General features: G+C 47.4%; 14 protein-coding genes. 4 read left to right on the forward strand and 10 right to left on the reverse strand.

All coding sequences use genetic code 11. The features are described 5' to 3' along the window. Positions 1 to 50: 50 nt before the first annotated feature. The 8 genes from CLV82_RS08120 to CLV82_RS08155 form a co-directional block, all read right to left on the reverse strand. Entirely contained in the window at positions 51 to 932 is an 882-nt protein-coding gene (locus CLV82_RS08120) for an ABC transporter ATP-binding protein (RefSeq protein WP_133643816.1), read from the reverse strand. Continuing rightward, positions 929 to 1,603, reverse strand: a complete 675-nt coding sequence (gene modB, locus CLV82_RS08125; RefSeq protein ID WP_133643817.1) for a molybdate ABC transporter permease subunit — start codon at positions 1,601 to 1,603, stop codon at positions 929 to 931. The genes CLV82_RS08120 and modB overlap by 4 nt, the downstream gene beginning before the upstream one ends. Then, complete coding sequence (locus tag CLV82_RS08130) at positions 1,597 to 1,998, reverse strand: TOBE domain-containing protein (protein WP_133643818.1); 402 nt, start codon at positions 1,996 to 1,998, stop codon at positions 1,597 to 1,599. Before CLV82_RS08130 ends, modB begins: the two co-directional genes overlap by 7 nt. Continuing rightward, complete coding sequence (gene modA, locus CLV82_RS08135; RefSeq protein WP_133643819.1) at positions 1,991 to 2,749, reverse strand: molybdate ABC transporter substrate-binding protein; 759 nt, start codon at positions 2,747 to 2,749, stop codon at positions 1,991 to 1,993. The genes CLV82_RS08130 and modA overlap by 8 nt, the downstream gene beginning before the upstream one ends. A 47-nt stretch (positions 2,750 to 2,796) precedes the next feature. Then, positions 2,797 to 3,393 (reverse strand): alpha-ketoglutarate-dependent dioxygenase AlkB family protein, encoded by a 597-nt coding sequence (locus CLV82_RS08140; protein ID WP_133643820.1) that lies wholly within the window; start codon positions 3,391 to 3,393, stop codon positions 2,797 to 2,799. Between the two features lie 13 nt (positions 3,394 to 3,406). Next, the gene (locus tag CLV82_RS08145) at positions 3,407 to 4,249 is read right to left on the reverse strand and encodes a bifunctional transcriptional activator/DNA repair enzyme AdaA (RefSeq protein ID WP_133643821.1); all 843 of its coding nucleotides are present in this window, start codon (positions 4,247 to 4,249) and stop codon (positions 3,407 to 3,409) included. Between the two features lie 133 nt (positions 4,250 to 4,382). Continuing rightward, entirely contained in the window at positions 4,383 to 4,901 is a 519-nt protein-coding gene (locus CLV82_RS08150; protein WP_133643822.1) for a GAF domain-containing protein, read from the reverse strand. A gap of 325 nt (positions 4,902 to 5,226) precedes the next feature. Next, positions 5,227 to 7,680, reverse strand: coding sequence for a M14 family metallopeptidase (locus CLV82_RS08155; RefSeq protein ID WP_133643823.1), 2,454 nt, complete (start codon positions 7,678 to 7,680; stop codon positions 5,227 to 5,229). A 203-nt stretch (positions 7,681 to 7,883) separates the two neighbouring features. Here CLV82_RS08155 and bshC point away from each other — a divergent pair, with 203 nt between their 5' ends. Continuing rightward, positions 7,884 to 9,485: a bacillithiol biosynthesis cysteine-adding enzyme BshC gene (bshC, locus tag CLV82_RS08160; RefSeq protein WP_133643824.1), complete on the forward strand. Its 1,602-nt coding sequence runs from the start codon at positions 7,884 to 7,886 to the stop codon at positions 9,483 to 9,485. Here the strand turns inward: bshC and CLV82_RS08165 are convergent. Further along, positions 9,474 to 10,016 (reverse strand): pyridoxamine 5'-phosphate oxidase family protein, encoded by a 543-nt coding sequence (locus CLV82_RS08165; RefSeq protein WP_133643825.1) that lies wholly within the window; start codon positions 10,014 to 10,016, stop codon positions 9,474 to 9,476. The two genes, bshC and CLV82_RS08165, sit on opposite strands and share 12 nt — an antisense overlap. A gap of 626 nt (positions 10,017 to 10,642) precedes the next feature. Between CLV82_RS08165 and guaA the strand changes: the two genes are divergently transcribed. From guaA to CLV82_RS08180, 3 genes are read left to right on the forward strand one after another with little or no spacing between them, the layout of a single operon-like run. Next, a complete protein-coding gene (guaA, locus tag CLV82_RS08170) occupies positions 10,643 to 12,175 on the forward strand; it encodes a glutamine-hydrolyzing GMP synthase (protein WP_133643826.1) in 1,533 nt (510 codons plus the stop codon). Between the two features lie 15 nt (positions 12,176 to 12,190). Next, a complete protein-coding gene (locus CLV82_RS08175) occupies positions 12,191 to 14,344 on the forward strand; it encodes a LysM peptidoglycan-binding domain-containing protein (RefSeq protein ID WP_133643827.1) in 2,154 nt (717 codons plus the stop codon). Further along, entirely contained in the window at positions 14,341 to 14,748 is a 408-nt protein-coding gene (locus CLV82_RS08180; protein WP_133643828.1) for an OsmC family protein, read from the forward strand. The genes CLV82_RS08175 and CLV82_RS08180 overlap by 4 nt, the downstream gene beginning before the upstream one ends. A gap of 387 nt (positions 14,749 to 15,135) precedes the next feature. On the opposite strand, the gene CLV82_RS08185 is transcribed toward CLV82_RS08180, so the two are convergent. Further along, positions 15,136 to 16,005, reverse strand: a complete 870-nt coding sequence (locus CLV82_RS08185) for a hydroxypyruvate isomerase family protein (protein ID WP_133643829.1) — start codon at positions 16,003 to 16,005, stop codon at positions 15,136 to 15,138. Between the last annotated feature and the right edge of the window lie 216 nt (positions 16,006 to 16,221).

Below are 16,221 nucleotides of genomic sequence, written 5' to 3' on the forward strand. Positions count from 1 at the left end.
ATATAATGAAAATTTACTATGGAATAACTAGTATAAACTGATAATTTCAGCTATAAGTCTCTTATTTTCTGCAGGATGGGATTAAACGCTTTTGAGGCGACTATCACCTGGTCGCCTATACTAAGCCCCTGTATTTCTTTTTCTGTGACCACCACCTTTACCAGGTTAGCGCCAATGAGCAGGGTAACGATCCATACCACTTCCTGTTGCTCTATACCTAATATCTTGCCGCTGAACTGGAATTTCCCGCTGATCTTGTGTTGCATAAACACCTGTGCCGGGCTTCCTTCCCTGCTGATCACCCCGTTTCCCAAAACCGCAACCCGGTCAGAAAGTTTAATAATTTCACCCAGGTCATGGCTTACCAGGATTACGGTAAATCCGTAACGCTGCCGGGCTTCCAGGATAAAATCCTGCAAATGGCTCCGGGTGAGGTGATCCAGGGCAGACATGGGCTCATCCAATAGCAACAGCTTTGGCTGGCGTACCAGCGCCCTGGCCAGGGCAACCCGCTGCTGTTGTCCTCCTGAGAGCTGCCCGGGCTTCTTATGTTGGAGCTCTCCCAGGCTTGTGATCGTTATCAGCTCTTCCAGCAGGGCTGAGGATTCTCCTTTTCGGAGCCCGAAAGCAATATTCTCCCTGGCGGTGAGGTTGGGAAATAAAGCATAATCCTGGAATACGTAGCCAATATTTCTCTTCTGGGGAGGCAGGTTAATATTTTTACCGGAATCATACCAGGTTTCTCCCCCCACCTCGATCCGGCCGGAGTCCGGTTGTAACAACCCGGACAATATGCGGAGCGCAGAGGTTTTCCCCGCTCCTGAATCGCCGTACAGGGTAAGGCATTCACCCTGTTGCAACTCCATTTGGATATCCAGCTGCATCCCTCCCTGGGCAGACCATAATTTTTTATTGAACTGCGCAGTGATCATTTCCAGAATTTTTTTAGATACCCGCCATTGACCAGGTATACCAACAAGAGTATGCTGAAGGTGATGGCAAACAAGACCATGGAATAATAATTTGCAGCTCCATAATTAAGCGCCTCCACCTGGTCGTAAATAGCAATAGAGGCCACCCTGGTTTCCCCGGGGATATTACCCCCTATCATAAGTACCACCCCGAATTCCCCAACGGTATGTGCAAACGAAAGGACTATCCCGGTGAGCAGGGAAGATTTAATATTGGGGAGCAGTATCTTCAGCAGGGTGGTGGTGCGCGATTTTCCAAGAAGGTAAGAGGCTTCCTTGAGTGATGGTGGGAGGGAAGCCAGGCCCGATTGTATAGGATGGACCATAAAAGGCAGACTGTAGATCATAGAAGCGACCACCAGGCCTGGGAAGGAGAAAATAAGTTGGATACCCAACCACTCGTCTAACCACTGCCCGAAGGAATTCGAAGGACTGAAGGCAAGCAAGAAATAGAATCCGAGCACTGTTGGTGGCAACACCAGGGGCATACTCACCAGGGTCTCTATTACGGGTTTTATCCGGGAGCGACTGGAGGACAGCCAGAACGCCAGGGGAACCGATACAAAGAACAACAGCACTGTTGTAACGGCAGCCAACTCGAACGTGATCTTTAATGGGGTTCCCTCTAACATGGTGACAACATTATTTCATTTAATTTAATCATCGCCAGTACTTCTATACCTGGTTGCAGGGAAAGATCTGCTACCGCATTAGTACTGATGATGGCCTCCAAAGTTCCTAAGTCGGATTCCAGGATAACACTGCATAACAGGTCACCCTGCTTAATGGCGCTGATCACCGCTAGAATCCTGTTCTGCAGACTGATCTCCCTGACCCCGGGTTTAGCGATAACTATTTCGGTTTCCTTGAAGAGTAGCTGTACTTTCGTTCCTGTCGCCAGGTAATCCGAGGTATCCGGGGTGTCTATTATGATCGATTTAAGCAATATGCCTTTACAATCTACACTGACCAGTGATAAACTACCGCTGACCTGTATGCCCGATATCTGCCCTTCAATTCTATTCATCTACCGAATATCCAAATTTTTTCAATATTCGCCGGGCTTCAGGGGAAAAAAGGAATTCTGAGAATTGATTGGCTGCATCGGGCATGGCGGAATTCCTGATCCGGACCACACCCTGTTCTATGGGGGAATGCATCCGCGGATCAAGGTCTGTCCATTGCCCTTTGCCGGCAACATTAGCCGACAAGACCACAGCTTTAGCCGTAATTCCTATCTCCGAAGCACCGGAGCGGATAAACTGGCTGGCCTGGGCCACACTTTCGCCATAGACCAGTTTGTGAGCGACCCGGTCGTACAACCCTGTTCCCCTCAGTACTTCTACCGCTGCTCTCCCGTAGGGGGCGGTCTGTGGAGTCGGGATGGCGATATGTTTTACAGCCTCATCCGTCAGATCTTGAAGTTCAGGGCGGATCCCTTCACGATTGGTCCATAAGACAATGTTTCCATAGGCGTATATCCTTGGTTCCCCGGATATGAGCCCCAGTTCTTCCAGCTCCCGGGGGTACATCATATCGGCGGAAACCAGGATGTCATAAGGGGCGCCCTCCCTGATCTGTGCCGTTAATTTTCCGGAGGATCCTGTGATCATTTCGCATGCTGTACCGGTCTGCTCAGAAAAAGCAACCACCAGCTCTTCCATGGCATACTGCATATTGGCCGCGGTGGCGATCCTCAGCTTCTGTTCCGGTTGGCCACAGGCAGGAAATAGCAATAGTAATAAAAAGAAAATCGGGATTAATGGCCGGTGATGCATAGTGCTAATTTATGGAAATCCGGCTAGTAATGGGAGAGTTTTGAAGATCAGGCAATCGTTCGGAAGGTGAGGTTGATCCGGGGTTGTGATATCCGCTTACTGGGGGGTAAGCGGTGGACCCAGTGTTCCTGGGTTACTCCCTTCATTATTAATAAGCTCCCCGGATCCAGGTAGAGAGATACGGTTTCTTTGGTATCCCTGTGTTTAAAAGCAAATTTCCGGACAGCGCCGAAACTCATCGAGGCAATGGCTGCGCCTTTAAGCAACTCTTTTTCATTATCGCTGTGCCAGCCCATACCTTCTTCCCCATGATGGTACAAATTCAGCAGGCAGGAATTGTAGCTTTCCCCGCTTTCAACTTCGGCAATATGCTTGAGTTCATTAAGCAGCGGGGTCCAGGGCAAGGCTTTCCTGGTCACCCGGGAATAGGTATACTCAAAAGGCCTGGTTCCGTACCATGCCACCTTTCGTTTGGTCGTGATGCGTTTTCCGAACATCAGCAATTCATCGTGTTCCCAGGCTATCTCCCCAAGCAGCCGTTCCATATAGCGCGTGGCGGTTTTCTGATCCATTACTGCTCCGTGGTAATGTACCAGCCCGTCAAACGGCAAAAGATTTTCAGAAGGGAGCAGTAGATTTTCCATCAACCAGGGTTGTTCAATTAGAAATTTTTGATGCTTCCCACCCCAGGATGGCCGATTTACGGTTTACTCCCCAGCGGTAGCCTCCTAAGGCTCCAGTGCTTTGTATGACCCGGTGGCAGGGGATAAGGAAACCGACCGGGTTACTGCCTATAGCAGACCCGACGGCCCTGGAAGCTTTGGGCATCTGGATTTCCGCAGCGACCTGGCTGTAAGTTCTTACTTCTCCTTCTGGGATACGAAGTAATGCCTGCCAGACCTTTAACTGGAAGGGGGTTCCTTTTAAATGTAAGGGCAGGGAGGTGGCAGTTTCCGGAGCACCCTGGAACTGGCTGATGGCCTCCTGGTGAATACTTTCTGCTTTTTGTTCCAACTGAGCTTTTGGAAATGATTTCCGCAACTGTTTCAGGGCTGACTCCTCGTATTCCGTGAATAGCACCTGGCAGATTCCTTTCCCTGTAGATGCGATTAAGACCTTCCCGAAAATTGTCTCGTAGAACTGGTAATGGATCTGTAGTGTGCTTCCCCCTTTCCGGTATTCTCCCGGGGTCATTCCCTCGATCTTTAGGAAGAGGTCGTGTAACCGCCCTGTACCTGAAAGTCCGGCCTGGTCAGCCGCGTCGAACAGGGTCATGTTCTTATCGCCCAGTAATTGTTTGGCGTATTCCAGGCTGAGAAATTGTGTGAACTTTTTCGGACTCACTCCTGCCCAGTTGGTAAATAGTCTTTGGAAATGAGCCGGGCTGAGGTTGACGACCTCTGCCACTTCATCCAGGCTTGGCTGCTTCCTGAAATTCTTCCTGATATAATCTATGGCTTTTTCAACTCGCTGGTAATCCAGCATTTCCTGTTTTTCCATCCTGTGATCGCTTAGGCATACAAAGATAAAGCCCCGGCGCCATCAGAAAAAACCCGAATGATGCGGAATTTGTATGGGCGGTATCGTATTATGCCGGAATTAAGTAAAATGAAAATATGGTGTCAGGGTGGTCCTAGGACATACCCCCATTCAGTTCCTGGACCAATTGCCTGGCCTCGAGTTGTAGTTCAACCCGATCCATTACTATCCTGGACAGCTGGATGAGCATAGAAGATTCTTTGCCATTCAGCCTCCTGGGTTTTGCGTCTATGATCACAAAATTCCCCAGGCGGAATCTTTCCTTGGTGATCAGCGGCGCCCCGGCATAAAACTGAAGTCCGAGAGCCCCCGTTACCAGGGGATTGGTAAGGGTGCGGGGATCCTTACGCGCATTTTCAACTATATATATATCATCGGAAAGAATTGCAGAACTGCATAAGCCCGGTGCTTTAGGAATTTCATCGATATCCAGGCCGTAAGCGGACTTAAACCAGATCCGGTCTGTGTCCACGAGTGAAATGATCGCTATAGGGACATCAAATATCTTAACGGCAAGAGAGGTTATTTCGTCAAAACTTCCATCCTGGGGTGTGTCCAGGATTTGGTATTTCCGTAAGTTTTCAAGTCTCTTTTGTTCCAGTGTAGTTTCCATATTTAAATATACGTAAATAAGGAATTGTTTAGTTTTTTTCCTATCCGAAAATAAACGCAATTTCAGATCTATTTACTGAATGAACCCATAATATGTTAAAATCAATGATTTATAGCATATGGCTAAGATGCAAGCCTTTAGCATAGTCTTGAACAAAACATGTGTTTTGTTTAATAACACCGTGCTAAAGTTTAGTTAAACCAATTTCTCAGGGAAGGTCATGGTGCAAAATTATGTGAAACCCGCCTGCCCAGGGCTGCATTGCATGCAAAAAAAAAGGTGGACAAAGCTGTCCACCTTAAATTTTATTTATTCTTTCCTGACCTTAGTTCACCATGAATAGTGCATTGGCAAAGAACAATTTCCCATTTTCCCAGAACCCCCTGAAAAGTGGGTTGTCTGCCAGGTAGATCACGTTCCCGCGTCCCTTTTCCTGTACTCCGAAGATCAGGGTATTCTCCCTGTTTTTCTGAGCCTGGCTACCGGCAAAGCCAGCGATCGGTTTAGTCTCGTCTTTCATGTAGACCACTGTGCCCCCGTCCAGGTATTCAAAGCGGTCATTACCCAGCTTCAGGGTATAGTAGGTGTCACCATAACCGTAAGCCAGGGGATGTGTTGGATCTACTTTGGTTTTGAATATGGCGCCTGTAATGGCGTTCTTAATATACTCCCTTTCACCTTCTCCATAAGGTTTCACACTATTACCTGTACTGTCTCCTTCCATTTTTCTTGCCTTTACGGAAAATTCGGGCGTATCGCTTAGGGCACTTATCGCATTCCCCATGACGATAAGGTTCCCGCCCTGGGATACCCAGGATGATAGTCGTTCCCTGAGTTTATCATCCAGGATTGATTTGTAGCCCCTGCCATCGGGAAGGACCAGTACGTCGTATTCGTCAAGGTTAACCCTGTTCCAGTAGTCGGCATGGAGAACGGTCAGCGGGTATTCCAGCTGCTGCTCAAAGAAATGCCATATCTCTCCAAAGCGGAGGGTACTGGTTGGTTCCCCTCCCAATACGGCCACTTTAGGTGGAAGGATCAGCTCTACAGAAGAGGATCCGAAATCTTTTCCGGCATCTACGAATCCTGTTGAGACAGCCACTAACTCTTTACTGAATTGCCTGGCGGTGTCCCCGAGTCGCTTTATGAAATCCGGCTGGTTAGCATTATCTGCCCTGGTGATGATCAGGCTGCCGCGCTCATAGCTCTTTCCTTCCATTCTGAAAGGCTTCTGTGAGTATCGCACCTTGATTCCCTGTTGCAGCAAGGAAGCCAGGAAACGGGCGTCTTTCATGCTGTTCCAGTCTGATACGTAAGCATAGGTGGCTTTATCAAGAGAATTTCCGCTGGTATCCTGTTTCTTGTATGCTGCGGAAGACACTAATCTTTCGGAGGCAACGGTCTCCAGTCCGTAGGCATAGGGCAAGGACCATGCTGTAATATCGTAAGTAAGCGAATCGCTGAGTTTTGCGTTGGGCTCAAAAAGTACTTTTACAAGGTTTCCTTTGGTCTGGTCCGTGGAGATAACCATGCTCGAAGCATCAGCCTTTGAACTGCCGTTCTTTTGCTGCCGGTAGTTGTAACCGCTGATATTGGTCCCGGTACCGGCCCCGTATTTTATCTGGTGTTGGTCCAGCAGATCGGCCAGCGCATCCAGCTGGTCACGATTCCCGGAAAGGACATAGCTGTTGTATTTATAACTCCTATCCTTGTAATATTTTACAAAAGACTCGTTCAGCAATCCTGCATTTTTCGAAGCTACTTCTACTGTAGATAATCCCGTGGTCAGGTGATGAGCGATTCGGTCCTGTAGCGTGAGCGTGTCTCCTTCCCGGGTAATTATACCGAGACCGGCCCTGCCGCTTCCTCCCTGTTCGTAGGTCATCCCTATCGCCCCGTTGTAAGTAGGGTAGGTATCACCGTAACTGGGGTACAGGAGATCAAATACTTCCTTGGTGAAATAGAACCAGCCGTTGGCGTCAAAATACCTGGCGTGATTCTTCCCGATGGTCTCCTGGAAATCCCGCTGAAAATCTGTGATCACCTCGTGGTAAGGTTCTGCAGCAGGGGCAAAATAATAAGGTTCGTTCACTCCTTGCTCGTGGAAATCCACATGGATATGCGGCAGCCACTGGTTGTACTTTTTCAGGCGCTGCTGGCTCTCAACCTGCGTCAGCCACGCCCAGTCACGGTTCAGGTCGAACATGTAATGGTTAGATCTGCCGCTCCACCATCCTTCGTGATGTTCCACGCTGTTGGGGTCAACCTGGTTTGGTCTGTTCCTGTATTGCTTGTACCAGTTCACATAGCGGTCCCTGCCGTCCGGATTGATTGCCGGATCCATGATCACAATGGTTTTGTCGAGGTATGAACTTTTGGAGGTCAGCAATTCGTAAATGGTCTGCATGGATGCCTCGGTACTTACACTTTCATTCCCGTGAACGTTATAACTCAGCCAGACGATCGCCTTTTCTGCATCGCTGTTTCCCTCGAGGCTCTTTAGGTGTTCCTCCCGGATCTGTTCCAGGTTCTTCATATTGGCAGCTGTAGATAAGTAGGCCAACAAAAGGGGTCTTCCTTCATAGGTGTGACCATAGGTTTGCAGTTGAACCTGTTCTGGCCTGGTGCTGGCTACATGCTGATAGTAATCCTCTACCCGGTAATGTGGTGTGAATTCTGTTCCCAGTTCATATCCTAAAAATTCTGAAGGCGATTTAAGCTCCTGTGAAAAAACCAGGATTACCCAGAAAAATGAAAAAGTAAGCAAGATCTGCTTCATGTGTATTGCTGGTTATTTGGTTAGATAAGCTCCAAATCTAAACAATATTGGTCAATTGCACCACAATATTAACTAAGCCAGTTACAGGGTAAAATGCAGTATTCACTGGCCCCCGGTTATCTGGTGTATCTTCCTTTCTTAACGTATTTTTAGGAAATGAAAGTTTATGGTAACTTATATTTACCATCAATTAAGGCGCATTCATGGAAGTAGACTGTATACCCTTCTCAAAGACCGGCTATTTTTCACAGCTTATAGTGGATTACCTGGATCAGAAGGACCATCTTAAACCTTTTTATAATTCGTTTCCTGAGCTTGCGTCTTTTGGCCCCCAGCTGGAACAGAAGAGTGAGTCTTTTACCCCGGAACAGCGCGATGTCCTGGTAAAAGCCCTGCGACAGCAGTACGAAGGAATTAAGATAAGTCCGGCCACTGCCAGGCATATCACCATGCTGGAATCATCAAATACGTTCACTGTTGTCACAGGCCATCAATTGAACCTGTTTACAGGACCACTTTATTTCCTCTATAAGATCATCTCAGTCATAAATCTTTGTAATGAGTTGAAAAACACCTATCCGGAACGGAATTTCGTCCCCGTGTACTGGATGGCTACCGAGGACCACGACTTTGACGAGATCAATTACTTCAATTTCAAAGGGAAGAAGATCCAATGGAACAAGGAGGCTTCAGGGGCCGTCGGCCGCCTGGATAACCAGGGGTTAGAAGCAGTATTCAATACATTCAAACAGGAACTGGGAGCAGGGGAAAATGCAGATCGGTTAAAAGAACTTTTCGATAAGGCTTATCTCGGGCACCCGGACCTCACCTCGGCAACCCGTTACCTGGTCAACGAGATTTTCGGGGATGAAGGATTGGTAATCCTGGATGGGGACGATGTGATGCTGAAAAAACAGTTTGTGCCTTACATTAAAAAAGACCTGGAACAGCAACTTGGGTTTAATGCCGTGAGCGAAACCATTCGCGGCCTGGAGGAATTCCCCGAGAGATACGGGATACAGGTAAATCCAAGGGAAGTAAATTATTTCTACCTGAAAGATGGTCTCAGGGAGCGCCTGGACCAGCAGGACCAGCAATTTTTTGTGGTCGATACTGGGATCACTTTCACGGCCGAAGCATTATGGAAGGAATTAGAAGAACATCCGGAACGATTTTCCCCAAATGTCATCACCCGGCCATTATACCAGGAAGTGGTATTGCCCAACCTCTGTTATATAGGAGGTGGGGGCGAACTGGCATACTGGTTGGAACTGAAATCATTTTTTGAACAGATGGAAGTTCCTTTTCCTATCCTGCAATTGCGGAATTCTGTGCTTCTGGTCAGTGAAAAACAGGCGGGTAAAGCGGACAGGCTTAATGTCCGGCTACCGGATCTTTTCCTGAAGCAAAGCAGCCTGATCAATAAGAAGATCCGGGAGATCTCTAATATAGATATCGACTTTGGCCCCCAGAAAGAACACCTTGTTAAACAATTTGCCGGCCTGTACGAGCTTGCTGAAAAAACGGATAAGACCTTCCTGGGAGCCGTTAAGGCACAGGAGGTGAAACAACTTAAAGGCCTGGAAAAGCTGGAAAAGCGTTTGCTTAAGGCACAAAAACGGAAATTGAGTGACCATGTCTCGCGTTTGACCGGTTTACAAAATGAATTGTTTCCCAACCAGAGCTTACAGGAAAGACAAATGAATTTTTCGGAATTATACCTGGAATTGGGTCCGGGCCTGATAGCGGAACTGAAAGAAAAACTTCAACCTATCCCGGGCGAATTCCTGATCTTAAGGTACTAGGAAGTCAGATACCCAATGACCTGCTTTTTTCTTCGAGAAGCGTATCCTGGTATGATGGGGGCTGCCAAGTTTCAGGTATTCAATCTTAAATGGCTCCAGGATCACCATGCATAAAAAATTCTCAGAATCCAGGTATTCAACACTATCCTCTCCTGAGATCTCGCTTCCGGGTGCCAGGGCAGTGGTGTAATCTCTCTTGTTGTGGTCCTTCATGTTTTGCCAAAGTTCGGTGAGGGATGCTGTATCCTTTTTGATCACCGCCAGCCCCTCCACCTTAAGCTGTAATTTCTTTTCGGGATGGTACAAGAGTAAACTTACCTTAGGATTCTCTTTTATATGAATGATCTTCTTAGAACGGAAATCGGTGTAGAAGGTCATGTTCAGGTCCGGGTCAGTTTTCCTGAGCACAATTGTTCGCAAGCGGGCCATCATATCCAGCCCGACTGTACCAAATGTCCCGGTCCTGAATGGGTGCCCATCGTTCAAAGGGGCTGCTAATAATTCTTCTTTCAGCTCTTTAAAATGATCCATGATGGTAGTTGTTTTATCGCTATATAAAAATAAATATAAAAAAGGAGGTAGGGTTTTTTTATTTCCAGTTGTTATATATACAAATTGCTATGAAAAAGGATTTAAAGTTTTTCCTTTTTGTGTTATAAAACTTCATGTGTTTAGGTTGGTTTTTGATTTGAAAAGCCCCGGCAGTCGCGCCGGGGCTTTTCTATTTAATACCACATGATTTTATATGAAATTTAGCCTTAAAGGTATTGAAATAGCATTTGTAGGAAAAGATTTAAATTATTGTAATCCAGTATTTTAATATATTTTAACTGAAGTGATAATTTCATGTGGTAGATTTTGCTGGAATTTGGCTACCGGGGATGGGGAAACAAGTCAACTAGCAGCAGAAGTTATGCCTTGTCATGTGATTCTCGACGGATGATTATTAAGCGGTCCGGCCAGTGAAAAAGTGCGGCATACACTTCCTATGGAGGGACAATATAGGGGAATATTTTTTATCGGAATTTTCTCTTCAGATGATATTGGTCAGTCGGTGAAAGTAGTTCCGGGAGAAAAAAAAGGAGCAGGAAAAAGACATCTTTGAAATATACTCCCCGATCGGGTTTTTGAATTCACTCATTTTACTATTTTTGCCCATGCAAAATAACGTCCTCATTCTCGATTTCGGTTCCCAGTACACCCAATTGATCGCAAGACGTGTCAGGGAGCTCAACATTTTCTGTGAAATAAAACCATATAACCGTCTGCCGGAAGACCTGTCAGAGTACAAGGCAGTGATCCTTTCGGGCTCACCTTTTTCCGTACGGGCAGAAGATGCTCCGCATCCGGATCTCTCCAGGATCAAAGGTAAGGTGCCTCTGCTGGCGGTATGTTACGGAGCCCAGTACCTGGCTCATTTCTTCGGCGGCGCCGTAGCACCTTCTAATACACGTGAATACGGCCGGGCCCGACTCTCTTCTATAGATACATCAGATCCTTTCTTTAAGAACATACAGGAAGAGACCCAGGTATGGATGAGTCATAGTGATACTATCCAGGAGTTACCGACAGGGGCAGTAAGACTGGCAAGGACACATGATGTTCTCAATGCCGCATATAAAATAGAAGGAGAGCAAACCTACGCCATCCAATTTCACCCCGAGGTATACCATACCACGGACGGGAAGCAATTGCTCGAAAATTTCCTGGTACGTATCGCGGGCCTTGAACAGACCTGGACGCCGGATGCCTTCGTGGAGGCAACGGTTGCAGAACTGAAAGAAAAGATCGGTAAGGATAAGGTGATCCTGGGATTATCCGGCGGGGTAGATTCTACCGTTGCGGCCGTGTTACTGCACAAAGCCATAGGAAAGCAGCTGCATTGTATCTTCGTAAACAATGGCCTGCTGAGGAAAAATGAATTTACAGAAGTGCTGGATCAGTACGAGCATATGGGCCTGAACGTAAAAGGCGTCGATGCTTCGGCACGCTTTTTGAATGCCCTGGAAGGGGAGTCGGATCCTGAGAAAAAAAGAAAGATCATCGGCGGTGTATTCATCGATGTGTTTGATGACGAGGCGCACAAGGTCGAGGATGCGAAATGGCTGGGGCAGGGAACCATTTATCCTGATGTAATTGAATCGGTTTCCGCGACAGGCGGCCCTTCTGCGACTATTAAAAGTCACCATAATGTTGGAGGCTTGCCGGATTTTATGAAGTTAAAAGTGGTAGAGCCACTGAAAATGCTGTTCAAAGATGAAGTACGCAGGGTAGGAGCCAGTATGGACCTTGAACCGGAAAGATTGGGCAGACACCCATTCCCCGGACCTGGGCTTGCTATCCGGATCCTGGGTGATATTACCCGGGAAAAGGTGGCGATCCTGCAAGAGGTGGACGCTATTTTTATCAATGGCCTCAAGGAATGGGGGTTGTATGACCAGGTTTGGCAGGCAGGAGCCATCTTACTACCTGTACAGAGTGTTGGAGTAATGGGGGATGAGCGTACCTATGAAAAATGTGTAGCTTTACGTGCGGTGGAGAGCACGGATGGAATGACGGCAGATTGGGTAAATTTACCGTATGAATTCCTTCAGAAAACCTCCAATGATATTATCAATAAAGTCCCAGGGGTGAACCGGGTGGTATACGACATCAGTTCCAAGCCGCCGGCGACCATAGAATGGGAATAAAGAAAGAATAGGATTATGTACAGGAAGTGTTTTATGCTTTTGGTTTTCCTGCTCATCTGCCTGCAGGCGGTTGCACAGCAGTATACTACCCACGCGGTAAAAGAAGGGGAGACACTTTATGGTATTGCCAAAAAATACCGGGTGACACCTTTCAATATTCTTAAGTTTAACAAAGAACTGAAGAAAGATGCCCCGTTGCGGCCCAATACTATCCTGGTCATTCCACTGGATTCCAAAGCAGCTGAAACGACCGTTGCTCCCTCGGATATAGTAAAGAAGAAAGAGGCTGTTCCGCCGCAGGAAGAGCCTGTGGACTTTAAGGTCCACAGGGTTCGTAAGCGCGAAACGCTGTTTGGTATTGCCCGCAATTATAATATTACCGAAGAAGACATCAAGCGTTATAATACTGAACTCTATTCTTCGCAACTCGATAAAGGCATGCGTTTACAGATCCCGGTGTTCGCAGAGAAAACGGAAGCAGATGCCGATGAGGAGCTGGATAATTTTGAAACTTATACGGTTAAACCTAAGGAAACCAGGTGGAGCATTGCACATCGTTACGGGATCACTATAGACAGTATGCTCTCGCTGAACCCCGAACTGTCGAAGGCTAACAATAACCTGGCTGTAGGGCAACAGCTGGTACTGCCTAAGATACCGGGAAGCAGTGTGCAGGAACAGAAAGTGGATTATTACATTTCTTACACTGTTCCGCCAAAGAAGACCCTTTACAGCCTGAGCCAGGAGTACGGTATGTCTTCCGAAGAAATAATACGTCTTAACCCGGAGATCATGGACAGGGGTGGTTTAAAGGAAGGTATGGTGATTCGCCTGCCAAAAAAACGAATCACCGGTCCGGAGGTCAATGCTGAGAATTATGTTTTCTACGAGGTAAAACCTAAGCAGACTACGTTCTCACTGACCAGGAATCTCGGAGTAGGGTATGATGAACTACTGGAGCTTAACCCGGAGCTAGCCCTGGGACTTAAAGCGGGGATGATCCTGAAGCTACCCAAGGAGCGTTCGGTGGACCTCGAGGTCAAGAATTCCCTGGTGCTGGATAAGATCAATTTGCTGGACAGTCTAAATAGAAGGCACAGGCCCAGGCTGGTCTATATCCTGCCTTTCCGACTGGATAAAATGAATTTCAGCGATGAAGAACTGGCTCTTAAGACCTTGATGAGCCGTAATGATATCAAGTACAGCCTTGGTTTGTATACCGGCGCCCTGGTTGCGCTGGATTCCCTTGCTGAACTTGGAATGTCTGTCGACGTAGTTGCCTATGATAATCAACTGAGTCTTGACAAGACCAAAGAGATTTTGCGTAATGTTAATTTCGGGCAGGTCGATGCGGTTTTCGGACCCCTGGATCAATCCTCCCTCGAGGAGGTAGCCATACAGGCCGCAAACCAGGAAGTACCTGTTATTGCCCCGGTGCCTGTAAACAGTAATCTGAGTCTTAATAATGTGTTCTTCTCCTATACCTCGGATGAGATCCTGCGCAAACGAATGCTGGAATTCATGGCAACCCAGGTGACGGATCAGAACGTTATTGTGATCGCGGATGATAAGAACAAACTGACAAAGGCCGAGATCCTGAAGAAATTTCCTGGAGCTAAGTCCCTGGCTGTCATCGAGGAGGAAAAGAACATCTCTATAAACCTGGAATCCCTGCAACTGCTGTTGTCTGAGACACAGGAAAACTGGGTGTTTGTAGAATCCTCCAATTTTAAACTCATCTCCAGTGTTACCTCCATCCTCAATTCGGTGAATACGCCCGATATCAAGGTGAGGATGTTTACCACCAATAAAAACCGTGGATTTGAAAACCCGGTGATCTCGGGATCACACCTGTCTAACCTGCAGTTCACTTATCCATCGGCTTATCGTGAAGATACTACCGAAGCATTTACGAAACGATACGCAAAGCGATTTGGTGGTGCACCTGACAAGTATGCGGTGAGAGGGTTTGACCTGACCATGGACCTGCTTTTGAAGCTGGGTTATAAGCTTGATCTGTTCGAGGCCTCCCGGGGTATAGGAACAACACAGTACAGCGGTAATAAATTCAATTTTGTAAAAGACCCTGTGTCCGGGTATTTTAATATCTCCTCTTACATCTTGATGTACAACAACATGAAGATCGAAGAAGTAAAACCACAGCCATGACTTCTAAAGTAACCTACCTCGGTGAATTAAGGACCAAAGCGGAGCATATTGCATCCGGAAACGAGATCATCAGTGATGCTCCTGTAGATAACCATGGACTGGGGCAGGCATTCTCTCCTACGGATACAGTTGCAACCGCATTGGCAAGTTGTATGCTTACCGTCATGGGGATAAAATCCAATACCCTGGATGTTTCCCTGCAGGGTGCTGTTGCGGAGGTGGTAAAACACATGAGTGCTGATCCCAGGATGATATCCCGGGTAGAGGTAACCCTGCATTTACCTTCACGGGTATCGGAAAAGGACCGCGCTATCCTGGAAAGGACAGGGAAGACCTGCCCTGTGTTGTTGTCTCTTCACCCGGATGTTAAGAAGGATATCCGATTCTTGTGGGAGCAAGAATAGGGTTTATGGTTTGAGGTTGGAGGTTTGAGGTTCGAAGTTTTAGGTTTGAAGCCTACCAGAGATAGGGAAATTTGAGGCCAGCTTCCAGTATGCAGTCGGCAGTATTCGAGAATCTTTTTTGTCCCTTCTGTCCCACTTGTCCCGTTTGTCACCATTTTTCCTATGTACCTGTACCCAGTATCCCGGCGTGACCCGCCCACCTCTTCGAGGTATTCGGGCAAGCTGTGTGACGGAATGACGACATCACCCGCCCGAACGTGCCGTTCGGTACGGGCGGGCCGTATCACCGTTTAACTGCTTGCATCCCCGCATCCCCCGCCCGAACGTGCCGCTCGGTACGGGCGGGCCGTATCCCTGTATCCCTGTATCCCTGTATCCCCACAGTAATCACACATCACAGATACCGATTCCCTGTGCCAGTGAAGCTATTTTATCTTCCCGGCTTGGGATAAATTCCTGGGCTACGTGTCCTTTAAACCCGGTTTCCAGTATCGCTCTCATGATCGCTGGGTAATACAGTTCCTGCGTTTCGTCTATCTCGTGCCTCCCGGGATTGCCACCTGTGTGATAATGTCCTATATAATCCTGGTTTTCCCGGATGTTCCGGATCACGTCGCCTTCCATGATCTGCATATGGTAGATGTCGTACAGCAGTTTAAAATTATCAGATCCCAGGGCCTTGCAGAGTGCGACACCCCAGGCGGTATGATCACACATATAATCCTTATGGTCCACCTTGGAATTCAGTAATTCCATCTGCAGGACCACGCCGTGTTCTTCGGCTATGGGAAGTACCCGGGACAAACCTTCCACACAATGTGCAAGGCCAAGTTCGTCAGGCATACCTCGCCTGTTGCCACTAAAACAGATCAGGTTCGTGTATCCGGCTGCCGCTACTTTGGGGATTATTTCAGAATACCGTTTAACCAGTTCCGGATGATAGGCGGGGTCATTAAACCCTTCCGTAAGACTAATCTCCGCTCCCCAGCACATAGAAGCATGTATCCCGTGTTTCTTGAGCAATGGCCAATCTTCCGGGCCTACCAGGTCTATGGCTTTTACTCCCAGTTTGACGAGTTCCCCCAGGAAAGTATCCAGGGGAATGGTTTCGTAGCACCAGTAACATGCACTATGGTTTATATTTCCTTTTAATTTCTGAAACCCGGAAGGTTTCTCAGCTGCTCCGTATACATTCTGGTACGCCATAATCCCGGCAGAAGCAGCAATTGAAGTTCCAAGAAAGTGCCTTCTTTTCATGATGCAGGTGTTAGGTGCTCTAAATATATAGCTTTTAGGCGGAGGGTTTCCGGGGTGGAAGTATAAAAGTATTGAGGTGCGGCATCCCCGGGAGTTTGTATTACTTGCGATCTTTTTCTGTATGGTTATCGGTGAGCCGTTTTCTGAGAATTTCCAAGGGATTCCCTGTGATTTCTTATAGCATTTCGTACTTTTGTATCCCGTAACATAACATAG

It is taken from the genome of Zeaxanthinibacter enoshimensis (assembly GCF_004362865.1).
GTDB lineage: Bacteria > Bacteroidota > Bacteroidia > Flavobacteriales > Flavobacteriaceae > Zeaxanthinibacter > Zeaxanthinibacter enoshimensis.